This is a genomic window from Sporolactobacillus laevolacticus DSM 442, from assembly GCF_000497245.1.
Classification (GTDB): Bacteria; Bacillota; Bacilli; order Bacillales; family Sporolactobacillaceae; genus Sporolactobacillus; species Sporolactobacillus laevolacticus.
In genome coordinates this window covers 68,562-84,814 of the sequence record NZ_AWTC01000004.1, presented here as the reverse complement: position 1 = coordinate 84,814, position 16,253 = coordinate 68,562, and the positions used below count along the sequence as shown (strand labels likewise).

At 43.6% G+C, this 16,253-nt stretch carries 16 protein-coding genes; 8 read left to right on the top strand and 8 right to left on the bottom strand.

The features are described from left to right. Positions 1-11: 11 nt before the first annotated feature. Positions 12-1,202: an aminotransferase-like domain-containing protein gene (locus P343_RS24295; RefSeq protein ID WP_023509364.1), complete on the bottom strand. Its 1,191-nt coding sequence runs from the start codon at positions 1,200-1,202 to the stop codon at positions 12-14. 175 nt (positions 1,203-1,377) lie between these two features. Between P343_RS24295 and P343_RS24290 the strand changes: the two genes are divergently transcribed. Next, on the top strand, positions 1,378-2,265 hold the full coding sequence (locus P343_RS24290) for a LysR family transcriptional regulator (protein ID WP_023509363.1): 888 nt from the start codon (positions 1,378-1,380) through the stop codon (positions 2,263-2,265). A 231-nt stretch (positions 2,266-2,496) separates the two neighbouring features. Here P343_RS24290 and P343_RS24285 read toward each other — a convergent pair whose 3' ends face one another. The 4 genes from P343_RS24285 to P343_RS24280 all read right to left on the bottom strand — a co-directional run bounded on the left by P343_RS24285 (position 2,497) and on the right by P343_RS24280 (position 8,958). Next, entirely contained in the window at positions 2,497-5,529 is a 3,033-nt protein-coding gene (locus P343_RS24285; RefSeq protein ID WP_023509361.1) for an efflux RND transporter permease subunit, read from the bottom strand. A gap of 252 nt (positions 5,530-5,781) precedes the next feature. After that, a complete protein-coding gene (locus P343_RS37085) occupies positions 5,782-5,919 on the bottom strand; it encodes a hypothetical protein (RefSeq protein WP_023509360.1) in 138 nt (45 codons plus the stop codon). A gap of 570 nt (positions 5,920-6,489) precedes the next feature. Next, entirely contained in the window at positions 6,490-7,485 is a 996-nt protein-coding gene (locus P343_RS36670) for an AraC family transcriptional regulator (protein ID WP_236620327.1), read from the bottom strand. A gap of 453 nt (positions 7,486-7,938) precedes the next feature. Further along, positions 7,939-8,958: a zinc-binding alcohol dehydrogenase family protein gene (locus tag P343_RS24280; protein ID WP_023509358.1), complete on the bottom strand. Its 1,020-nt coding sequence runs from the start codon at positions 8,956-8,958 to the stop codon at positions 7,939-7,941. Positions 8,959-9,084: 126 nt separating this feature from the next. Here P343_RS24280 and P343_RS24275 point away from each other — a divergent pair, with 126 nt between their 5' ends. Further along, positions 9,085-9,450, top strand: a complete 366-nt coding sequence (locus P343_RS24275) for a winged helix-turn-helix transcriptional regulator (RefSeq protein WP_023509357.1) — start codon at positions 9,085-9,087, stop codon at positions 9,448-9,450. A 12-nt stretch (positions 9,451-9,462) separates the two neighbouring features. Here P343_RS24275 and P343_RS37760 read toward each other — a convergent pair whose 3' ends face one another. Together P343_RS37760 and P343_RS37755 are read right to left on the bottom strand one after the other, a co-directional pair. Then, positions 9,463-9,750, bottom strand: coding sequence for a hypothetical protein (locus tag P343_RS37760; protein ID WP_422784805.1), 288 nt, complete (start codon positions 9,748-9,750; stop codon positions 9,463-9,465). 129 nt (positions 9,751-9,879) lie between these two features. Next, positions 9,880-10,005, bottom strand: coding sequence for a hypothetical protein (locus P343_RS37755; RefSeq protein WP_422784804.1), 126 nt, complete (start codon positions 10,003-10,005; stop codon positions 9,880-9,882). A 184-nt stretch (positions 10,006-10,189) separates the two neighbouring features. Here P343_RS37755 and P343_RS24265 point away from each other — a divergent pair, with 184 nt between their 5' ends. The 6 genes from P343_RS24265 to P343_RS24240 all read left to right on the top strand — a co-directional run bounded on the left by P343_RS24265 (position 10,190) and on the right by P343_RS24240 (position 14,322). Beyond that, a complete protein-coding gene (locus tag P343_RS24265; RefSeq protein WP_023509356.1) occupies positions 10,190-10,579 on the top strand; it encodes a GntR family transcriptional regulator in 390 nt (129 codons plus the stop codon). Then, on the top strand, positions 10,576-11,619 hold the full coding sequence (locus tag P343_RS24260) for a DUF5808 domain-containing protein (protein ID WP_023509355.1): 1,044 nt from the start codon (positions 10,576-10,578) through the stop codon (positions 11,617-11,619). Before P343_RS24265 ends, P343_RS24260 begins: the two co-directional genes overlap by 4 nt. Positions 11,620-11,661: 42 nt before the next feature. Then, on the top strand, positions 11,662-11,865 hold the full coding sequence (locus tag P343_RS24255; protein ID WP_023509354.1) for a PLDc N-terminal domain-containing protein: 204 nt from the start codon (positions 11,662-11,664) through the stop codon (positions 11,863-11,865). After that, the gene (locus P343_RS24250) at positions 11,862-12,779 is read left to right on the top strand and encodes an ABC transporter ATP-binding protein (protein WP_023509353.1); all 918 of its coding nucleotides are present in this window, start codon (positions 11,862-11,864) and stop codon (positions 12,777-12,779) included. The genes P343_RS24255 and P343_RS24250 overlap by 4 nt, the downstream gene beginning before the upstream one ends. Beyond that, on the top strand, positions 12,776-13,540 hold the full coding sequence (locus P343_RS24245; protein WP_023509352.1) for an ABC transporter permease: 765 nt from the start codon (positions 12,776-12,778) through the stop codon (positions 13,538-13,540). Before P343_RS24250 ends, P343_RS24245 begins: the two co-directional genes overlap by 4 nt. Before the next feature lie 335 nt (positions 13,541-13,875). Next, positions 13,876-14,322, top strand: a complete 447-nt coding sequence (locus P343_RS24240) for a ferritin family protein (protein WP_023509351.1) — start codon at positions 13,876-13,878, stop codon at positions 14,320-14,322. Positions 14,323-14,445: 123 nt separating this feature from the next. Here the strand turns inward: P343_RS24240 and P343_RS24235 are convergent, their stop codons facing one another. Beyond that, positions 14,446-16,044, bottom strand: a complete 1,599-nt coding sequence (locus tag P343_RS24235; RefSeq protein ID WP_023509350.1) for a lactate permease LctP family transporter — start codon at positions 16,042-16,044, stop codon at positions 14,446-14,448. Positions 16,045-16,253 lie beyond the last annotated feature (209 nt).

Sequence of the window (16,253 nt, the reverse complement as noted above, 5' to 3'; positions counted from 1 at the left end):
TGCTTACCTTGTTAACAGTACTCTTTTAGAATACGCCCAAACGCAGTCACGCCCCGCACAATGTTTTCCTTGGACATGTATGAAAAATTAAATCTGCAGTGGTTCACTTCCTCTTTCACCGGGAAGAATGTGCTTCCTGGGACATAGGCTACTTTTGCTTCAGGAAGAACACGCTCCTTCATCAACCGGGTTGTATCTACCCCTTCCGGAAAGGTCAGCCAAGTGAAGAGCCCACCTTCCGGATTTGTATATTTGACACTTTGTGGAAGAGCGACACGTAACGTCTCGAGCATCAAATCCTTTTTGTCCTTGTAGATCTTCCGAATATGCGTAATGTGTTCATCTATATCATACAACTCCATAAAACGGTTTACAGCATACATGTTCAGCGTTGAATTTTGCGTATCGGCAGCCATTTTCAGCAGGCACAGTTTTTCCGCCAATTCTTTCTCAGCAACTACCCAACCAAGGCGCAAACCCGGGCAAAGAATTTTAGAGAAACTGCCTAAATGGATAACCCGCCCTTCCGTATCAAAGCTCTTGATACTTGGAAGCTGCTCTCCTTCATAGCGAATTTCACGATAAGGATCATCTTCTAGAATGATCACATCGTAGGCGTTGGCTAATTCGACAAGACGTTTTCTGCGACACAGACTCATTGTGATGCCCGTCGGATTATGGAAGGTTGGCACCGTGTAAATGAATTTGGCATTCGGATTCGCCTTAAGCACAGTTTCCAATTTATCCATATCCATACCTTCTTCATCCATCGAAACCGTTGCATACTGCGGTTCATACGGATTAAAAGCGACCAGCGCCCCAAGAAAAGTCGGATTTTCCGTAATCACAATATCGCCTTTATTCAAGAACATTTTTGCGACCAAATCCAAGCCTTGCTGGCTGCCCTGCAGTAAGAAAAGATTTTCCAGGCCGCAGGTGACCCCGACGCGTTTCATTCTTTCGATTAGTTTCAGACGGAGTTCAGAAAGTCCCTCTGAAATGGTATATTGAAGTGCTGATTTTCCTTGCTCCTTAATGACCTGTTCAAAAACTAAACTCAGCTTTTCAAGCGGGAAAAGATCGGGATCCGGATACCCGCCTCCAAAAGAAATAACGTCCGGGTCTGCACCTAATTTTAGTAGTTCCCGGATCGCCGAAGGTTTCACTAAGCTCATTCGTTCTGCATACCGATAAGTTTTCATCTTATTCTCCTCACGATCAAAGTAAAAAAATGTGAGAAAACCATCCACTCGCGCATCATTGAAAAAACTTCTTTTCTATTTGTCTTCATTTATAGTAATGTGTTAATAAAGGAAAGTAAACTTCATCTTATTCACGTTTAAATGAATAAAATTCATTCAAAAGGGGAGCAGCTCGATGTCCCTGTTTTCATACTCGATTTTTAACGCAGTAGCAGAGCAAAAGAGTTTTCTAAAAGCTGCAGAGGTTCTGAACTTAACACCATCAGCAATAAGTCACTCCATTACAAAATTGGAAAATCAATTGGGTGTGGCGCTTTTTATCAGAGACCGGACTGGAATGCAGCTGACTTTTGAGGGTCAAAATCTTTTACCTTATGTTCGTGCAGTCCTCAATTGTGAAGAACGGCTGAAGCAAGAAGCTGCCCATATTAACGGTTTGGAAAAAGGAGTGGTTCGAATCGGTACATACAGCAGCATTTGTATCAATTGGATTCCCGATATCGTCAAATCGTTCCGGCAACTTTTCCCTCATATCCAAATCATCATCTTTCAAGGCGGTTATGAAGATGTGACTGGATGGATTAAGACAGGCGCTGTTGATCTCGGATTCATATCGCTACCGGCAGAAGAAAATCTAGCAGTTACACCCTTGAGCAAAGATCCCTTACTGTGTGTTACCCCTAAGGATTTCAGACCCGAGCACCCAGATTATGTTACAGTTGATGAAATTAAGGATATGAGTTTCATCCTGCAGCGTGATGATTACAACAAAGATACTAAGGCGCTGCTGCTAAAGTACAATTTATCGGTCCACTCTCAATTTTACAGCATTGATGACCAGTCAATTGTCGCAATGGTGGAAAGCGGTCTCGGTATTGCCATTCTTCCCGAGCTCGTGTTACAGAAAAATCACTCTGACGTCGGCATCTACCGCTTTAAACCGGATGAACATCGACTCATTGGACTTGCCTATCTAAAAAAACAGTACTTGTCTCCCGCCGCTCTGAAAATATTTGACCACATTTTGGCTTATGTTGAAAAGGAAGGACTAAATAAGCTTTAGAGGGTTTTCGAAAAGTCCGGGAAAATATCCAACCAACCTTACTGTTCATTTCGATTTTTCACTTGATGGTTTCAAGCCTCAAGGGTTAGCGTCAATCACGTCATTCTGTCCATCGATCACGCACTTTCCAATTTTCTTGTCGTTGATGATATGACTATAGTTTTGTACTTTGAAAAAAATGCCGCAGCTTTCGCTGCGGCATTTTCCGTATTTCATTTATTGCTTGTTAGGTTAAGCAATATCTTCATCCTGTACCTGTTTGTTTTTTCTACGGAAGATCCGTTCTTTAATCGAAACGAGCAAATCATAAACCGTCGGCACAATGATCAGCGTCAGTAAAGTTGATGTGATCAGCCCAGCAATGACGACAATGGCAAGTGCATTGGAAATGAGTCCGCCTTCTGTGGAAATTGCCAGCGGTAGCAACGCGCCGATTGTGGCGAGTGCCGTCATCAAAATCGGTCTGAGACGGGTCATACCTGCCTCAATCAGAGCGTCATTGATCGACATGCCCTTTTTCTTATTCTGCATGACGCGATCCATCAGCACAATCGCATTGGTTACCACAATACCGATCAGCATCAGGAAGCCGACCAATGCCGGCATTCCGAGCGCCTTCTTGCTAATATAAAGTCCGAACAATCCACCAGTGAAGATAAATGGCAGCGACGAGAGAATGGCAACGGGTGCGAGCAAATTACCGAACGCCAGCAGCATGACCATAAAGACGAGTACGACAGCAATACCCATAGCGATTGTCATATTCGTAAACCCTTCACTCATCGCTTGTGAAGATCCTTCTGAACTGGTTTTGATCGTTTTCGGCAAGTGCAATGATTTGATCCGTTGGTCGATAGTCGCCTGAACTTCCGAAACATTATCTGTGGTAAATCGCCCGGTAATCTGCACGTATTCCTGACTGTTCAGTCGGTAGAGTCCGGATGGACCTGGTTGTCTTTTCAGTGTGGCCACATCTGATATCTTCACGTCCTGCCCCAAACTATTCGTCATGGTCAAATTGGAGATGGCTTTAATTGAATGCAGCGGATCATGCCCAAGTGATAAGTTAATCTGCTCGGTTTTCCCATCTACTTGAGCGTTCGCTACGCTGTCTCCGGACAGAACGCTTCTCACGTACGATGCAACCATAATCGGGTTTAATCCTTTATCGGCTGCCTTATCTTTGTCGATCGTCAATTTTATCTGTGGCTCGACACCGGATAAATTGGTCTGTACATTGGTCAGGCCTTTTACACCTTTCAATTTTGCGACAATCTTATCACTGGCATCAGCAAGCTGCTCCTTGCTGCCGCCATCGACAATCAACGCAAATCCGCTGTCTCCGCCTGTCATGCCAATCGGCGCGATCGAAATTTCCGTATCATCGTCCAGGCCCTTCACCGCGTCTCGTGTCTGTTTTTCAAAAGCTTTACTTTGAGCGACCGTCACGCTATCAGACAAATCAATCGTCATTTGTACCCGATCACCAGAAACATACGTTTGAATATATTTCACATGTTCTTCATTCTTAATGATTGATTCTAACCGTTCCGCTTTCTGATTGGATTGATCAAGTGATGTTCCAACCGGAAGCTCGGCGTTCAATGTATAGGACGTTGCCTTCTCCTCTGGCATAAAGTTCTTCGGAATCGCCGGCACAAGAGCAACTGATCCTCCTAAGACAAGCGCCGCCAGAACAATCGTAATAATTTTATGCCCAAGCGACCAGTTCAAAGCAGCGCGATATGCTTTATGGAAAATACTTGGTTTTGGTTCCTTATGCTTCATATTTAATAAGAAGATTCTTGCCAATAGCGGCACAACCGTCACAGATACGATAAAGGAAAAAGCTAATGCGACAATTACGGTTATACCGAATGGCGCAAAGAATTTCCCAACAATTCCAGGTACAAAAGAGAGCGGACCGAAAACAGCAATTGTGGTCAGCGTTGAAGCCAGAACTGCGCCGCCTACTTCCTTAGCCGCATTCAGTACGAGATGCTCATCACGCTTTTTGCTTTTTAACGTACGCCGGTAGATGTTTTCAATAATAACGATCGAATCATCAATAACACGTCCAACTGCAACGGCGATACCGGCAAGCGTCATCATGTTCATGCTGTAGCCAATGTAATGCATCACAATCATGGATGCAAGGATTGAGAGCGGGATCGAAAGCACGGCAACGATCGTCGCGCGAATGTTGCGCAGGAACACAAAGGTCACAATGACGGCAAATAATGTACCGAGCAGCACTTCGCGAAGCATGCTGTACACCGAATCTTGGACATCTTTAGAGCTATCGTAAAGATTCGTCAATTTGTATCCTTGAGGCAAGGAAAGATCCGATAATTTTTGTTTCGCTTCTTTAACGACTTCGACGGCATTCGCTCCGGCTTGTGCTTTTAACTCAACGAGAACAGCCGGTTTTTGGTTAAGACGTGTATAGACCGTCTCTTCCTTTTCTCCATTATTTACCTTCGCGATGTCCGTCAGTTTCACTTTGTGAACACCTTGCGGGCCAGCGGACAGAAGAACAATAGATCGAATGTCTTTCACTGAATGCAAGCTAGCGTCCGTTTGCACATTCAGCGTCTTTTGATCTATAGAAACTTGCCCTGCCGGTAAAGAAAAGTTATTCGCTTGAATGGCTTGCTTCACCGCATCATATGTAACGCCCAACTGTTTCATTTTGCCGGTGTTCAGTTGAATGTGGATCTGCTTATCTGTCTCACCATACACATCTACGGTTCCGGCTCCATCAATTTTCGAAAAGGCCGGTTTTACCTGATCATCAATGAATTGAGTCAAATCCGATTGATTTGCACTTTTTGAAGACAGTGCAAAGCTGAATACCGGTGCTGCCGACGGCCCCTGTTCCTGAATGACTGCCTTGCCGGCATCAGCGGGAAACTCTGTTGAGGCGACTGCTGACGTTACATCTTTTTTCGCCTCATCCATTTTTTTATCCATATCGAATTCAAGGACTGCCACCGCCATATTGCTGTAGGTTTCGATGTATAAATTCTTCAGCTGGCTAATACCGGACAGTGATTCTTCCAATGGTTTGCCAATGTCATTCAATGACTGTTCCGGTGTCGCACCCGGGTAAGGGACCTGTACAACCAGGTACGGAATGTCGACATTCGGCATCGACTCCATTTTCATCGTTTTGACGGAGTAGAGCCCGCCGACAACAATTAAGATCATCGCGATCACAATAATCGCCACGTTTTTCAAGGAAAATTTGATGATAGAACCCATGAACGTTCCTCCTAATAATGATTGCTGTAGTATTTTCTTCATTGTACAGGTGGGAGAACGGTCCAGAAACGGACCTGAATTGTAGATCTCTATAAGACTTAAGATGTAGATGGGAAAATTTTGAACTTGTAGAGAACATTTCTTTTTCGTCAAATGTTCAATGCTTATTCATTGTAGGTAAAGAAGGTAAAATGAGATGGCCCTTTAGTTTAATTTTTGGTTAAGAAAGCCGTGGAATGACTCGTTTAAGGATTAAGAGGAAAAACTACAGTAACCGCCATCATCCGTACGGCCGATTTGTTTTCCATCGGAGACGGCCACCACAGAAAGTGATTGATCGGCCACATAGCGTCTTCCATCTTCACTTTTCAAATCTTTGAAAAGCGACACAGAGTGTGGCTTCTTTAATTAAAATCGACTGTTAGTTTACTGGTTAATCTACTTCGAAAGTTCATAGCCATACGAATCTTCCTCTTTAAGCAAGCGAAAAATCATTGAGTCTAGATATTCTCTTAGGATCTCACTGCGAATAGGGCCACCCCGTTTCCACTCACTAATTACTCTATCTGATATAGTAATAATAGCATCGATTACTCTATCTGTCAAAGTAATTTAAAGAATAACTTGGCAACTCCAATTCTTTAACACCGGTTGATTCCGTAGGAAGCGGTGCTTCAATGTTGCTCAATGGAAGTGAGCGTATTTAGTTGAAGTTCCTTTTTATTAGTCGAAGTTCCTCTTTTCGTTACACTTATAGTAGACACCGCTAATCTTTTATACTTTCGCATTTGTCTTAAAAATCGATTTGGAAAATAGCTTAACCAATGTTCGTATTCTAAAAAGCTCTTTCGTTGTACTCATAGAAAAAGATCCCCGAAAGACGACCGAGGATCTTTTAGTGTTTTATGCCATCAGAAAGTATAAAAGTGGATTTTTAAACGCAACTAGAGCTTCGCTTTCTTAAGGATTGACGAATTCAGGTTTTCTAATAGGAAGATACAAATCGACTTTGGCTTTTCCTTCAGGATCTTCAAATGGATTATTCATGCAAAATTCAAGACACGGTTTGTCATCAGCCTCGTATTCACTGCTTGGCAGCCACTGCCCAAAAAGGCTTTGATAAGCGATAGCCAGTTTATCAATCGTGTCATAGAATTGATAGAGTGCGTAACTCCCCCCGGAAAGCATTTTAAATTGAATATCACCGTCAGGCTTGCGATCAAAATCGTCAGGAAGGGTAACACAGGCATCATAACGGCACTTATTTTCTTCGACAACCTGTGGATCATCGAGTGAGATGCCAATAAAATAGTGTTCCGTGGGGTATATCTCGTGTTTACTTGCCCAAGTCATCAAAGTTTCCCATGCCTGACCAGTGCCCAAGTAATTTCCAACATGGCGAACATAAGCCACTTGATAATCCGGTAATTCTTTTAATGTAATGTTCATAGACCAGATCCTCCTCAAAAAGTTGTTCTCTACACTTCCAGAGTAACAAAGAGAATCATGGCCTTCTTCCAGAATCTTGCTAAGCTGTTGCGAGATATTGCTCTCTTTATTTTGGCGCTTTCTTACCTCCGACGGTGATAATTGAAAATGTTTTTTAAAGAGAGAGTTAAACGTTGAAGCTGAGCCAAATCCACAAAGCAGCGCTATTTCTAAAATGGACTGATCCGTTTCTGTAAGATAATCGATGGACTTCTCCAGTCTTTTTTGATTCAGAAAAGCTATTGGCGTCGCCCCTGTCACAGAAGAAAAAATACGACTGAAATGAAATTTTGAAAAGTGAGAGATGTCTGCTAGCTGATTGAGATTAATTTTTTCAGTATAGTGATCTTCAATATAATCAATGACTGCCTTAATTCTCTCCTGATAGATTGAATTCATAGACGCCTCCAACCCTGCTTTGTTGTCTATAAAGCTGCTGATAAAATCTATTTTATCGGACTTTTTCAATTTGTTGAACCACTTTATTATCTATAGAATTAATATAAGCCATGATAACAGAAGAAGTGAACTAAGCCTTACATTAAAAGTGATCGACGATTGATTTAACTGAAAAAAATTACCAAGAACCCAATAATTGCTGCACAGTATCAGTCCACCTTTGCTTAGTAGTGTCACTTCTTCGATCGATTCGGTTTCACTTTTCAAGCGCTGGTTTTAACTTCTGAATTTCGTTACTACTTTTGATCAATTAGCTACAATTTTCTCGGGATTAGTTACGACTTTTCACTCGTTCGTTTCTACTTCTGGAATTCGTTACGACTTTTTCCCAACTAGTTACAGCTTTCCGCTGATTTGATACGAAATTCCCTTAAAATGGTTTACAGCTTAACTTCTGTCGAGTTCTTGCTCAATAAAAAAAACTGCCCTTAGGTCATCCCTAAAGGCAGCTTGTTCATCGATTTAATTTTCTCCAACAACGACTTTGCCAATCATTCGTCCACTTTCAATAAGTTCATGTGCTTCGCGGAGATTTTCTGCGTTCAATGGTGTCAATTTTTTCGTTACCGTATCCTTAATTACACCGCTGTCTAATAACTCTGCAACCTTTGTGAGGAGGTTATGCTGCTCAATGATGTCCTCGGTTTCAAACATCGGACGTGTGAACATGAACTCCCAGCTAAAGGTAATACTCTTCGGTTTGATCAAATCAAGATTTACTGTCTCGCCAATTTCAACAATGGAGCAGATATGTCCTTGAGGCTTGATCACATCATGCATGTTTTGCCAGTGCCCCTTCGTATTGTTCAGACACAAAATCGCATCAACCGTATCAAACGGAAGTTTTTCAAATTCGTCCTTGAATGAGTTTCTGTGATTGATCACTTCATCCGCACCGAGCTCTTTAACCCATTGAACCGTTTCCGGGCGTGAGGCGGTTGCTGTAACATGGAGTCCCGCCCATTTGGCAAGCTGGATGGCGATTGATCCGACGCCGCCTGCACCATTTATGATTAATAGCCGCTTCCCCGCATTGCTCTCAAGATGCTCCGCACTGAATGGCAACCGATCAAAGAGCGCCTCATAAGCCGTGATACTGGTCAGAGGCAGTCCAGCTGCTGTAAGAAAGTCCAGGCTTTTAGGTTTGATCGCAACAATCCGTTCATCAATAAGATGCAGTTCAGCATTCGTTCCTTTACGTGTAATGTCGCCCGCATAATACACTTCGTCTCCTGGCTTGAAAAGCGTCACCTTTTCCCCTGTTGCCACAACAATCCCGCTCGCATCATACCCAACGATTCGTGCGCCATTTGTCAGCCCATTCCGCGAGTTCCGTACCTTTGTATCTACTGGATTCACAGAAACTGCCTTAACCTTTACAAGCAAGTCATGTCCTGTCGGCTGCTGATCCGGAATCTCTATGGGGACAATACTGTTTGGATTTGAGATGTCTGTAACTTCAAGCGTACCAAATGCTTTCATTTTAACGCCTCCTGGCTTCTTTTCTTAGTTTCAAGCACATTTATAGTATAATGGCTCTAAAGTGACTCGGATAGAACGCACATTAGCGTGACGAAGGAACAAGAATGTAACCTAGGAGGCCTATTGATGCGCAATCGGAAAACGGGATACGCGTGCAAACATTGCCCTGTTGAAACAACGCTTGATATAATCGGCGGAAAATGGAAAGGGGTCATCCTTTATCATTTGATGAATAAAACGAGACGGTTTAACGAAATGCGCCGCTTGATGCCCGGTGTAAGCCAACGCATGCTCACGTTGCAGCTTCGTGAATTGGAAAAAGACGGCGTCATTCACAGAGAGGTTTTCCCGGTCGTCCCTCCGAAGACGGAATATTCGCTGACCGCGTTTGGTGAAACCTTGAAGCCTATTATTCAAGAAATGAAACGCTGGGGCGACCATTATGAGGAGACCCATCAGGAGGTACAAGAAAGAAACATACGTACAGACTAACAAGCAGTTCATTCACCAAAGCTTGCTGTATTTTTTCCGGTACTTATCCCGCTCTTCCGCAGCGATTAATTCCAGCGCCGCCTTTTTGATCGCTTCATCTTGCAGTCGGTCATAGAGTTTTCTTAAATCTTGGATAATATCAAAGCGAATCAGCGTGTCGTTTTTCTCGCCTAAGCATTCATGATAGCGATGGACAAGCAGATTAACGACCTTCTCTTTTTGCTCAGGGCCCGCCAGTCCAACCTTCCATATGGACTGCAGGCTGTGACGCGCCGTCACAAACTTCGGATCTTTGGTCACCTTCCATAGCGTCGGAAACGCGCTCAGTATGCGCTTCTCAGGATAACTGATTGCCAGTGCCGCAAGAAACTGAGCAGCTCTCGCCCGCTGATGTGGGTCTATATCGGCAAGATTTTCAACAAGCTCGTCCTACACCTCATAAGCCCAATCCACTTTTTCTTCAGTAATCGCGAGCAACTTTTTAAACGATTCATATTGGGCATTTTTGTCTGTAGCTTCGAGATCAGCAAACAGTGATTGAATGATCGGGTCCATTTATTATCCTCCAATTTTCTTATTTAGCTTATTTTATATGACATTCTGCATCGGATTCCAGCAGAGATCTTCATCTTTGTTCTTTCGATTTTACACTTTTTATCATTTACCTTATAGACGATTCATTTAATTCGTGTTATATATAGTGTATAACAGATAGAACAAAAAAAGGAGGCAGATCAACTTGCTTCTTTCCATTGATTTCGGCTCGGATCAGCCCATTTATATGCAAATACGCAATGGGATTGTGACCGGCATCGCCTCCGGTCAGCTTCAGGATGGTGATGCATTGCCTTCTGTGCGCACACTTGGTGCGGAAATCGGCGTCAATCTCCATACAGTAAACAAGGCCTATAAATTACTGCAGAGCGAAGGGTTCATCGAAATCCAGCGTAGCCGAGGAACCTTTATCAAAGCAGGAAATGCAGCAAAGAACGCTGCCGAATTTCTTCAAGCATCCGGAGATCCGCTGCGGGCAATCGTATCTGAGGCAATTACTCGCCGTGTAGACCGGGCCGTGCTGCATCAAATGATTGATCATCTGTATGACGAACTGGAGGGTAATGAACCATGAGTGGAACCAGCCTTATTCTTATCTGCACCTATGTCCTTGTCGCTTGTCTCTTTATTTTGCAGCCTTGGTTTTCACGTAAAAATGTTCTGTTTGGCGTGGTTTTCGCGGATGGCGCGATCTGGCAGCATGCTCAGGCTACCTATATCCGTCGCCGCTATCTGATCGAAGCGACTGGTACCGCACTTGCAATTTTAGTCATTCTTTTCGTTCTTCCCTTTTTCTTAGCAAAAGGAACATTGGTAGATGTCTTTAATGTTGCCATGGTTGCGCTCATTTTCATCGATTCGTTCATTTTTGTGCTTGCTAACCGGCGGACACGGATACTGAAGCAAAGTATGGTGCCGAATGCCCAGTTGACCACGGATAAAATTGTTGTCGAGGTTGGAAAAAGTGATCGAGAAACCGTATTGTCACTTTGCTGGTTTCTGCTGTTGGTCCCGCTCTTCATTGCTACAGTTGCTGTCGTTTGGTTTGGCTATCCGTACATGACCGACTCAATTCTAACGCACTTTGGAATCGCCGGCCCCGATCGATGGGCGCCTAAATCATGGCGTTCCGTGCTGTCGCCTGTCTTTATTGAAGTGCTGCTGGGTGTCCTTATTCTTTTCATCCGGCGTGCACCGGCATCCGTAAAAGGCAATCCGAATGCTGCCCCAGGTTACGCACAGTATCGAAAAATGATGGGCATCTTGCTGATCGTCTTTTGTCTGCTGTCCGAACTTCTTTTCTTGCTGATCGTCATCGGCTTTATTACGCCTGTCAGCACGCTGTGGTATATGATCATTACACTTGTCGATCTCGGTTTTCTCATCACAATGCTTTTGCTCTATAACCGTTTTGTCCGAAGCAAGCGTTCATCCGGACCGATCCTTGATGACGATGCCAAGTGGATCTGGGGACTCTTCTATTTCAATCGCTCCGATCCCTCAATTTTTGTGGAAAAGCGGATCGGGATCGGCTACACAGTAAATTTTGCCCGCCCGATTGCTTGGATTGTTTTGGTTGGTATCATCGTCATTGCGATTGCTTTCTCTCGTTAAGCATGACTTTCACATACATCCACTTGAATTGGAGTGAGTTTTATGACCCACATTTCAGATTACCTGCCGTTCCTGATCCCGATTATTGCTCTTGAACTTATTCTTGCCCTCTCTGCCCTGATTCATATTCTTCGGCACAGATCGTTCAGATTCGGGAATATGTTCATCTGGATCATCATTGTTCTTTTTTTTCAGATCATTGGTCCAATCATCTATTTCACAATCGGCAGAGGTGAAGACGAATGAACATTTTAGAAGTACGCCACATTCAGAAAAATTTTGGCAAGCATCCCGTCTTGAACGACCTCAGCTTCTCTGTTCCTGAGCATTCCATTTTCGGACTGATCGGAAAAAACGGGGCAGGCAAAACGACTGCGATGAAGATGATCATGGGCTTTCTTAAACCTACCGGCGGAGAAATACGCGTTTGCGGTGAAAACGTGGCCTATGGCAATACAGCGACGAACCGGTTTATCGGCTACTTGCCCGATGTACCTGAATTTTACGGATATATGTCTGCCAAAGAATACTTGATGATGTGCGGCCGGATCACCGGACTTAAAAGGCTGCAAACTAGTAAACGGATCCAAGAGTTACTGCCGCTTGTCGGCCTTGACGGGATCAAACGGCGAATACACAGTTTCTCAAGAGGCATGAAGCAGCGACTCGGAATTGCACAAACGCTGCTGAACAAACCAAAGCTACTGATTTGTGATGAAGCAACATCGGCGCTTGATCCAAAAGGAAGAAAAGAAATACTTGACCTTCTGTCTGTAGCTGCTGATCAGACAACCGTCATGTTCTCAACGCACATTTTGTCTGACGTGGAACGTATTTGCGATTCGATCGGCCTGCTTCATGAGGGAAAACTCGCCCTGCATGGAAAGCTGTCCGAGATTAAAAATACGTACAGAAAAGAAGCCGTACGCATTGAAACACTTAATGAAGCACAGGCGAGACGCCTGCTTGAACACCTTCACGCACTCTCATTTATTCAATCCGTTGAACGCAGTCAAAATGCAGTAACGGTGCAGCTCCATGATCCGCAGAAGAACGGGCTAAAAATTATCGATGTGCTATCTGATGAGCAAATACCAATTATGAACTATGAACTACTTGAACCTTCGCTCGAAAATGTCTTTTTGGATGTGATCAAATGAATGGATTTACTGCTTTTCTAAGAAAAGAACTGCTTGAGCATGTGCGCAACTATAAAGTGCTTATTTTATTATCTGTTTCTGCTATTTTCGGCATGATGAGTCCACTGACTGCGAAAATGATGCCCGATATTCTGGCCAATGTGAAAGTTGAAGGAATGGTTCTCAAGGTTCCGGAACCGACATTCATCGATGCCTTTGTTCAGTTTTTCAACAATTTCTCGCAAATGGGTATGGCCATATTACTTCTCGTCTTTGGCGGTTTACTGTCTCAAGATCTGGCCAAAGGGACATTAATTATCCCGCTATCCAAGGGCTTGTCCCGCTACACTGTCATTCTTGCAAAATATGCTGCAGCTTTAATTTTGTGGACACTGAGTTATGTCCTTGCCATTACGATCCATTACGGCTATACCCTCTATTTGTTCAAACCCATTTCAGTCGGACATTTGTTTTTCTCACTTTTCTGCCTCTGGCTGTTTGGTGCATTTCTTCTCGCCGTTCTCCTGATGGCGAGTGTGATCACACGGGGGACTTATGGCGGACTCTTTGTGACTGCTGCTGGGCTGGGGATTCTACTCATCTGCCAAACCATTTTCAGGATGGATACGTTTAATCCTTTAAAGCTCGTTTCAGAAAACGTTGCCTTATTGACAGGCAAAGCAGAGTTCGACCAATTACTAAATATCGCTTGGATCACAGGCGCTCTGATTCTCGCCGCTCTGATCCTCGCCATGGCTGTATTTAAGAAAAAGAGTATATGATTCTGCATTTTAACGGTGTAATTTCACGTCGTATTCGGGCAACCCACTCTGTTGGACATTCACATAAATCTTAATTCACCATAGCCTATAACGAGATAAAGAAAACTTGGCGAAGCCAAGCATCTAGCGCAGGCTAAGCCACCGTCGCGACGGTCACGGCGGATGACCTAGTGTTCGGCCTGCCACAGGACGTACTTTCGCAGGATGCGATGGCTTTCGCGTTGTGTACAGGACGTACACGTAGTTAGCGAAAGTTCTCTTACTGCCGAACCACGTACACTAAATTCCTCTGAATCTTTATAAAAATTTGTGTAAAGAATAGGTGGTGACATGAGTTGTATTATGATGAAGAGCAATATCGCCAAATGAGTCAAGAAAGTCCTTCGTCTTCTTTAATTAAAGATATCCTTGGCTCCATTAAAGGAGAAGCAACTGGTGTTGATTTCTATGGACGATTGGCCGAAGCCGCTCCAACCCCCCAAATGCGAGAAGATATCCTTAGGATTCAACACGACGAACACGATCATTTTCTAATGTATAGCCGGCTCTATACTCAATTGACCGGAACTAAGCCTGTTTTTCAAATAACGCCAGTTCAATTTCAATCATTCCGTCAAGGATTACAGATTGCCTATCGTGACGAATTGGAAGACTACGAAAAATACCGCAATTTTTATTTGATGACACATGACCAGACGCTAAGAGATATCTTTTTTCGCGCATTCTCAGATGAAATAAAACATGCTGTTCGTATTGGTTTTATGGAAACGTCCTTACGTTAAAGTGCTGTCTGAAGTCAGCGAATAACGCCTCCCTTCATCCTTTTGTCAAAGGATCAAGGGAGGCGTTTTTTTATTCCACTGAAAAACCGTCTGAAAAATGATTGCAAATCAGCACACTTGTAATTAAAAATTCAGCGACTGGATAAAAATCACAAAACAAACAATGCCGAGAAAGATTAGACTGTATTTTATTGTAAAGCGAAAGAGCGCCGACTCTCTTCCTGCTAGACCAACCGCACCTGCCGCTACGGCAATGGATTGTGGTGACAACATTTTCGCCATTGTACCTCCTGCGACATTTGCTGTTATCAAAATAAGCGGAGAAACGCCGATCTGGTTAGCCGTCGTGTGCTGCAACCCTCCGAAAAGTGCATTCGCCGATACAACCGAACCTGTCAGAAACACACCAAGCCAGCCAAGGATAGGTGAGACTGCTGGGAAATACTGTGCAGTACGAGCCAAAGCGATACCAAGTGTCGCTGACTCACCCGAATAATTAGCTATAAAAGCAAATGAGAGAACGAACATGATGGTCATAATCGGTTTATAGAGTTCTTTAGCAGTCTCAACAAATACTTGTTTACCCGCACGCAGATTAATCTTCAATAGAAGCATTGTTGTCACGCAAGCGAGAAAAATTGCTGTACCGGTCGCCGAAATAAAATCAAGCGTCAGAATCGCCGGGTAAGGCGTCGTTTTCGGAACCAGTGGGGCTACCTTCATCACCACATTGTTCAGCCATGGAATAGGAATATTGACGGTGGTCCCTGCAAGAATTCCTGATGGGGAAAACATTTGCTTGAAGATGCTTGAGCACCAAATCAAAACAAACACTGTCAAAATGATAAAGGGAGACCATCCTTTTATGATGCTTCCTAAAGTCAAATGGTTTTCTGAAGCAGGTGATTGACCCTTTTTCCCTATTTTTAAAAATACGGCAAGGCAGCTTAAAGAAACAATAGCCGACGTGATATCCGGAAGCTCAGGACCAATGAAACGAATGGTGAACCACTGTGTCAGTGAATAGGAAAGCGCCGTAACCAACGTTGGCCGCCATACTTCTTTCACGCCTTTAAAACCACTCAAAATCGCTACAATTAGGAATGGGACGGTGAAGGAAATATAGGGCATGAACGTGGACAGCTGCGCTGCGATCAAGTTGGGTGAGAGCCCTGTAACCTGACCGGCAACAATCACCGGAATGCCAATTGCTCCAAATGATCCCGGAGCGATATTGGCAACGAGGCATAACCCCGCCGCTTTTATCGGATCAAAGCCGAGACCGACAAGCAGTGCGGCTGTAATCGCAATAGGAGCGCCGAATCCCGCCGCCCCCTCGAGAAATGAGTTAAAAACAAAGCCAACAATAAGTATTTGGACTCTCGGATCATCCGTCAGAGAGATAATGGATTGACGAATCACTTCAAACGCTCCACTTTTCACCGTCAATTTATATAAAAAGACGGCGCCAAAAACAATATATGCGATCGGCCAAATCGAGTAGGTGGCTCCATAACTTGCCGCACCAATAACAGCCTTCACCGGCATATGATAGAAGTTCAAGGCAACTGCTACAGCAATAAGCACAGTCAAGAATGCAGCAAGATATCCCTTAATCTTAAAAAGCGTTAGGGCTAAAAAGAAAAAAACAATTGGTAAAGCGGCAATTGCCGCAGATATAAATATATTGTGTCCCGGATCGTAGATTTGTGTCCAAGTCATTGTCTACACCTCCTGCTTGTTTAGCTGCTGCTTTTTAATTGTACATCTTACCTACTTAATAATTATTGAACAAAATATGTACCGTCATTCATAAGCTGAAACTGTTATCTTTGCTTTTTCATTCTCCCTTTCTTCATATGGCTTTGTTAAAACTAGTATCCTATCCAACATCTTTATTATAACAGCGCTTTCATTAATGAATAAGGCCT

Bases quoted from the DNA above. Each gene is read 5' to 3' on its own strand.
- P343_RS24295 (WP_023509364.1), bottom strand. From the start codon at position 1,202: ATGAAAACTTATCGGTATGCAGAACGAATGAGCTTAGTGAAACCTTCG.
- P343_RS24290 (WP_023509363.1), top strand. From the start codon at position 1,378: ATGTCCCTGTTTTCATACTCGATTTTTAACGCAGTAGCAGAGCAAAAG.
- P343_RS24285 (WP_023509361.1), bottom strand. From the start codon at position 5,529: ATGGGTTCTATCATCAAATTTTCCTTGAAAAACGTGGCGATTATTGTG.
- P343_RS24280 (WP_023509358.1), bottom strand. From the start codon at position 8,958: ATGAAAGCATTTGGTACGCTTGAAGTTACAGACATCTCAAATCCAAAC.
- P343_RS24275 (WP_023509357.1), top strand. From the start codon at position 9,085: ATGCGCAATCGGAAAACGGGATACGCGTGCAAACATTGCCCTGTTGAA.
- P343_RS37755 (WP_422784804.1), bottom strand. From the start codon at position 10,005: ATGGACCCGATCATTCAATCACTGTTTGCTGATCTCGAAGCTACAGAC.
- P343_RS24260 (WP_023509355.1), top strand. From the start codon at position 10,576: ATGAGTGGAACCAGCCTTATTCTTATCTGCACCTATGTCCTTGTCGCT.
- P343_RS24255 (WP_023509354.1), top strand. From the start codon at position 11,662: ATGACCCACATTTCAGATTACCTGCCGTTCCTGATCCCGATTATTGCT.
- P343_RS24250 (WP_023509353.1), top strand. From the start codon at position 11,862: ATGAACATTTTAGAAGTACGCCACATTCAGAAAAATTTTGGCAAGCAT.
- P343_RS24245 (WP_023509352.1), top strand. From the start codon at position 12,776: ATGAATGGATTTACTGCTTTTCTAAGAAAAGAACTGCTTGAGCATGTG.
- P343_RS24235 (WP_023509350.1), bottom strand. From the start codon at position 16,044: ATGACTTGGACACAAATCTACGATCCGGGACACAATATATTTATATCT.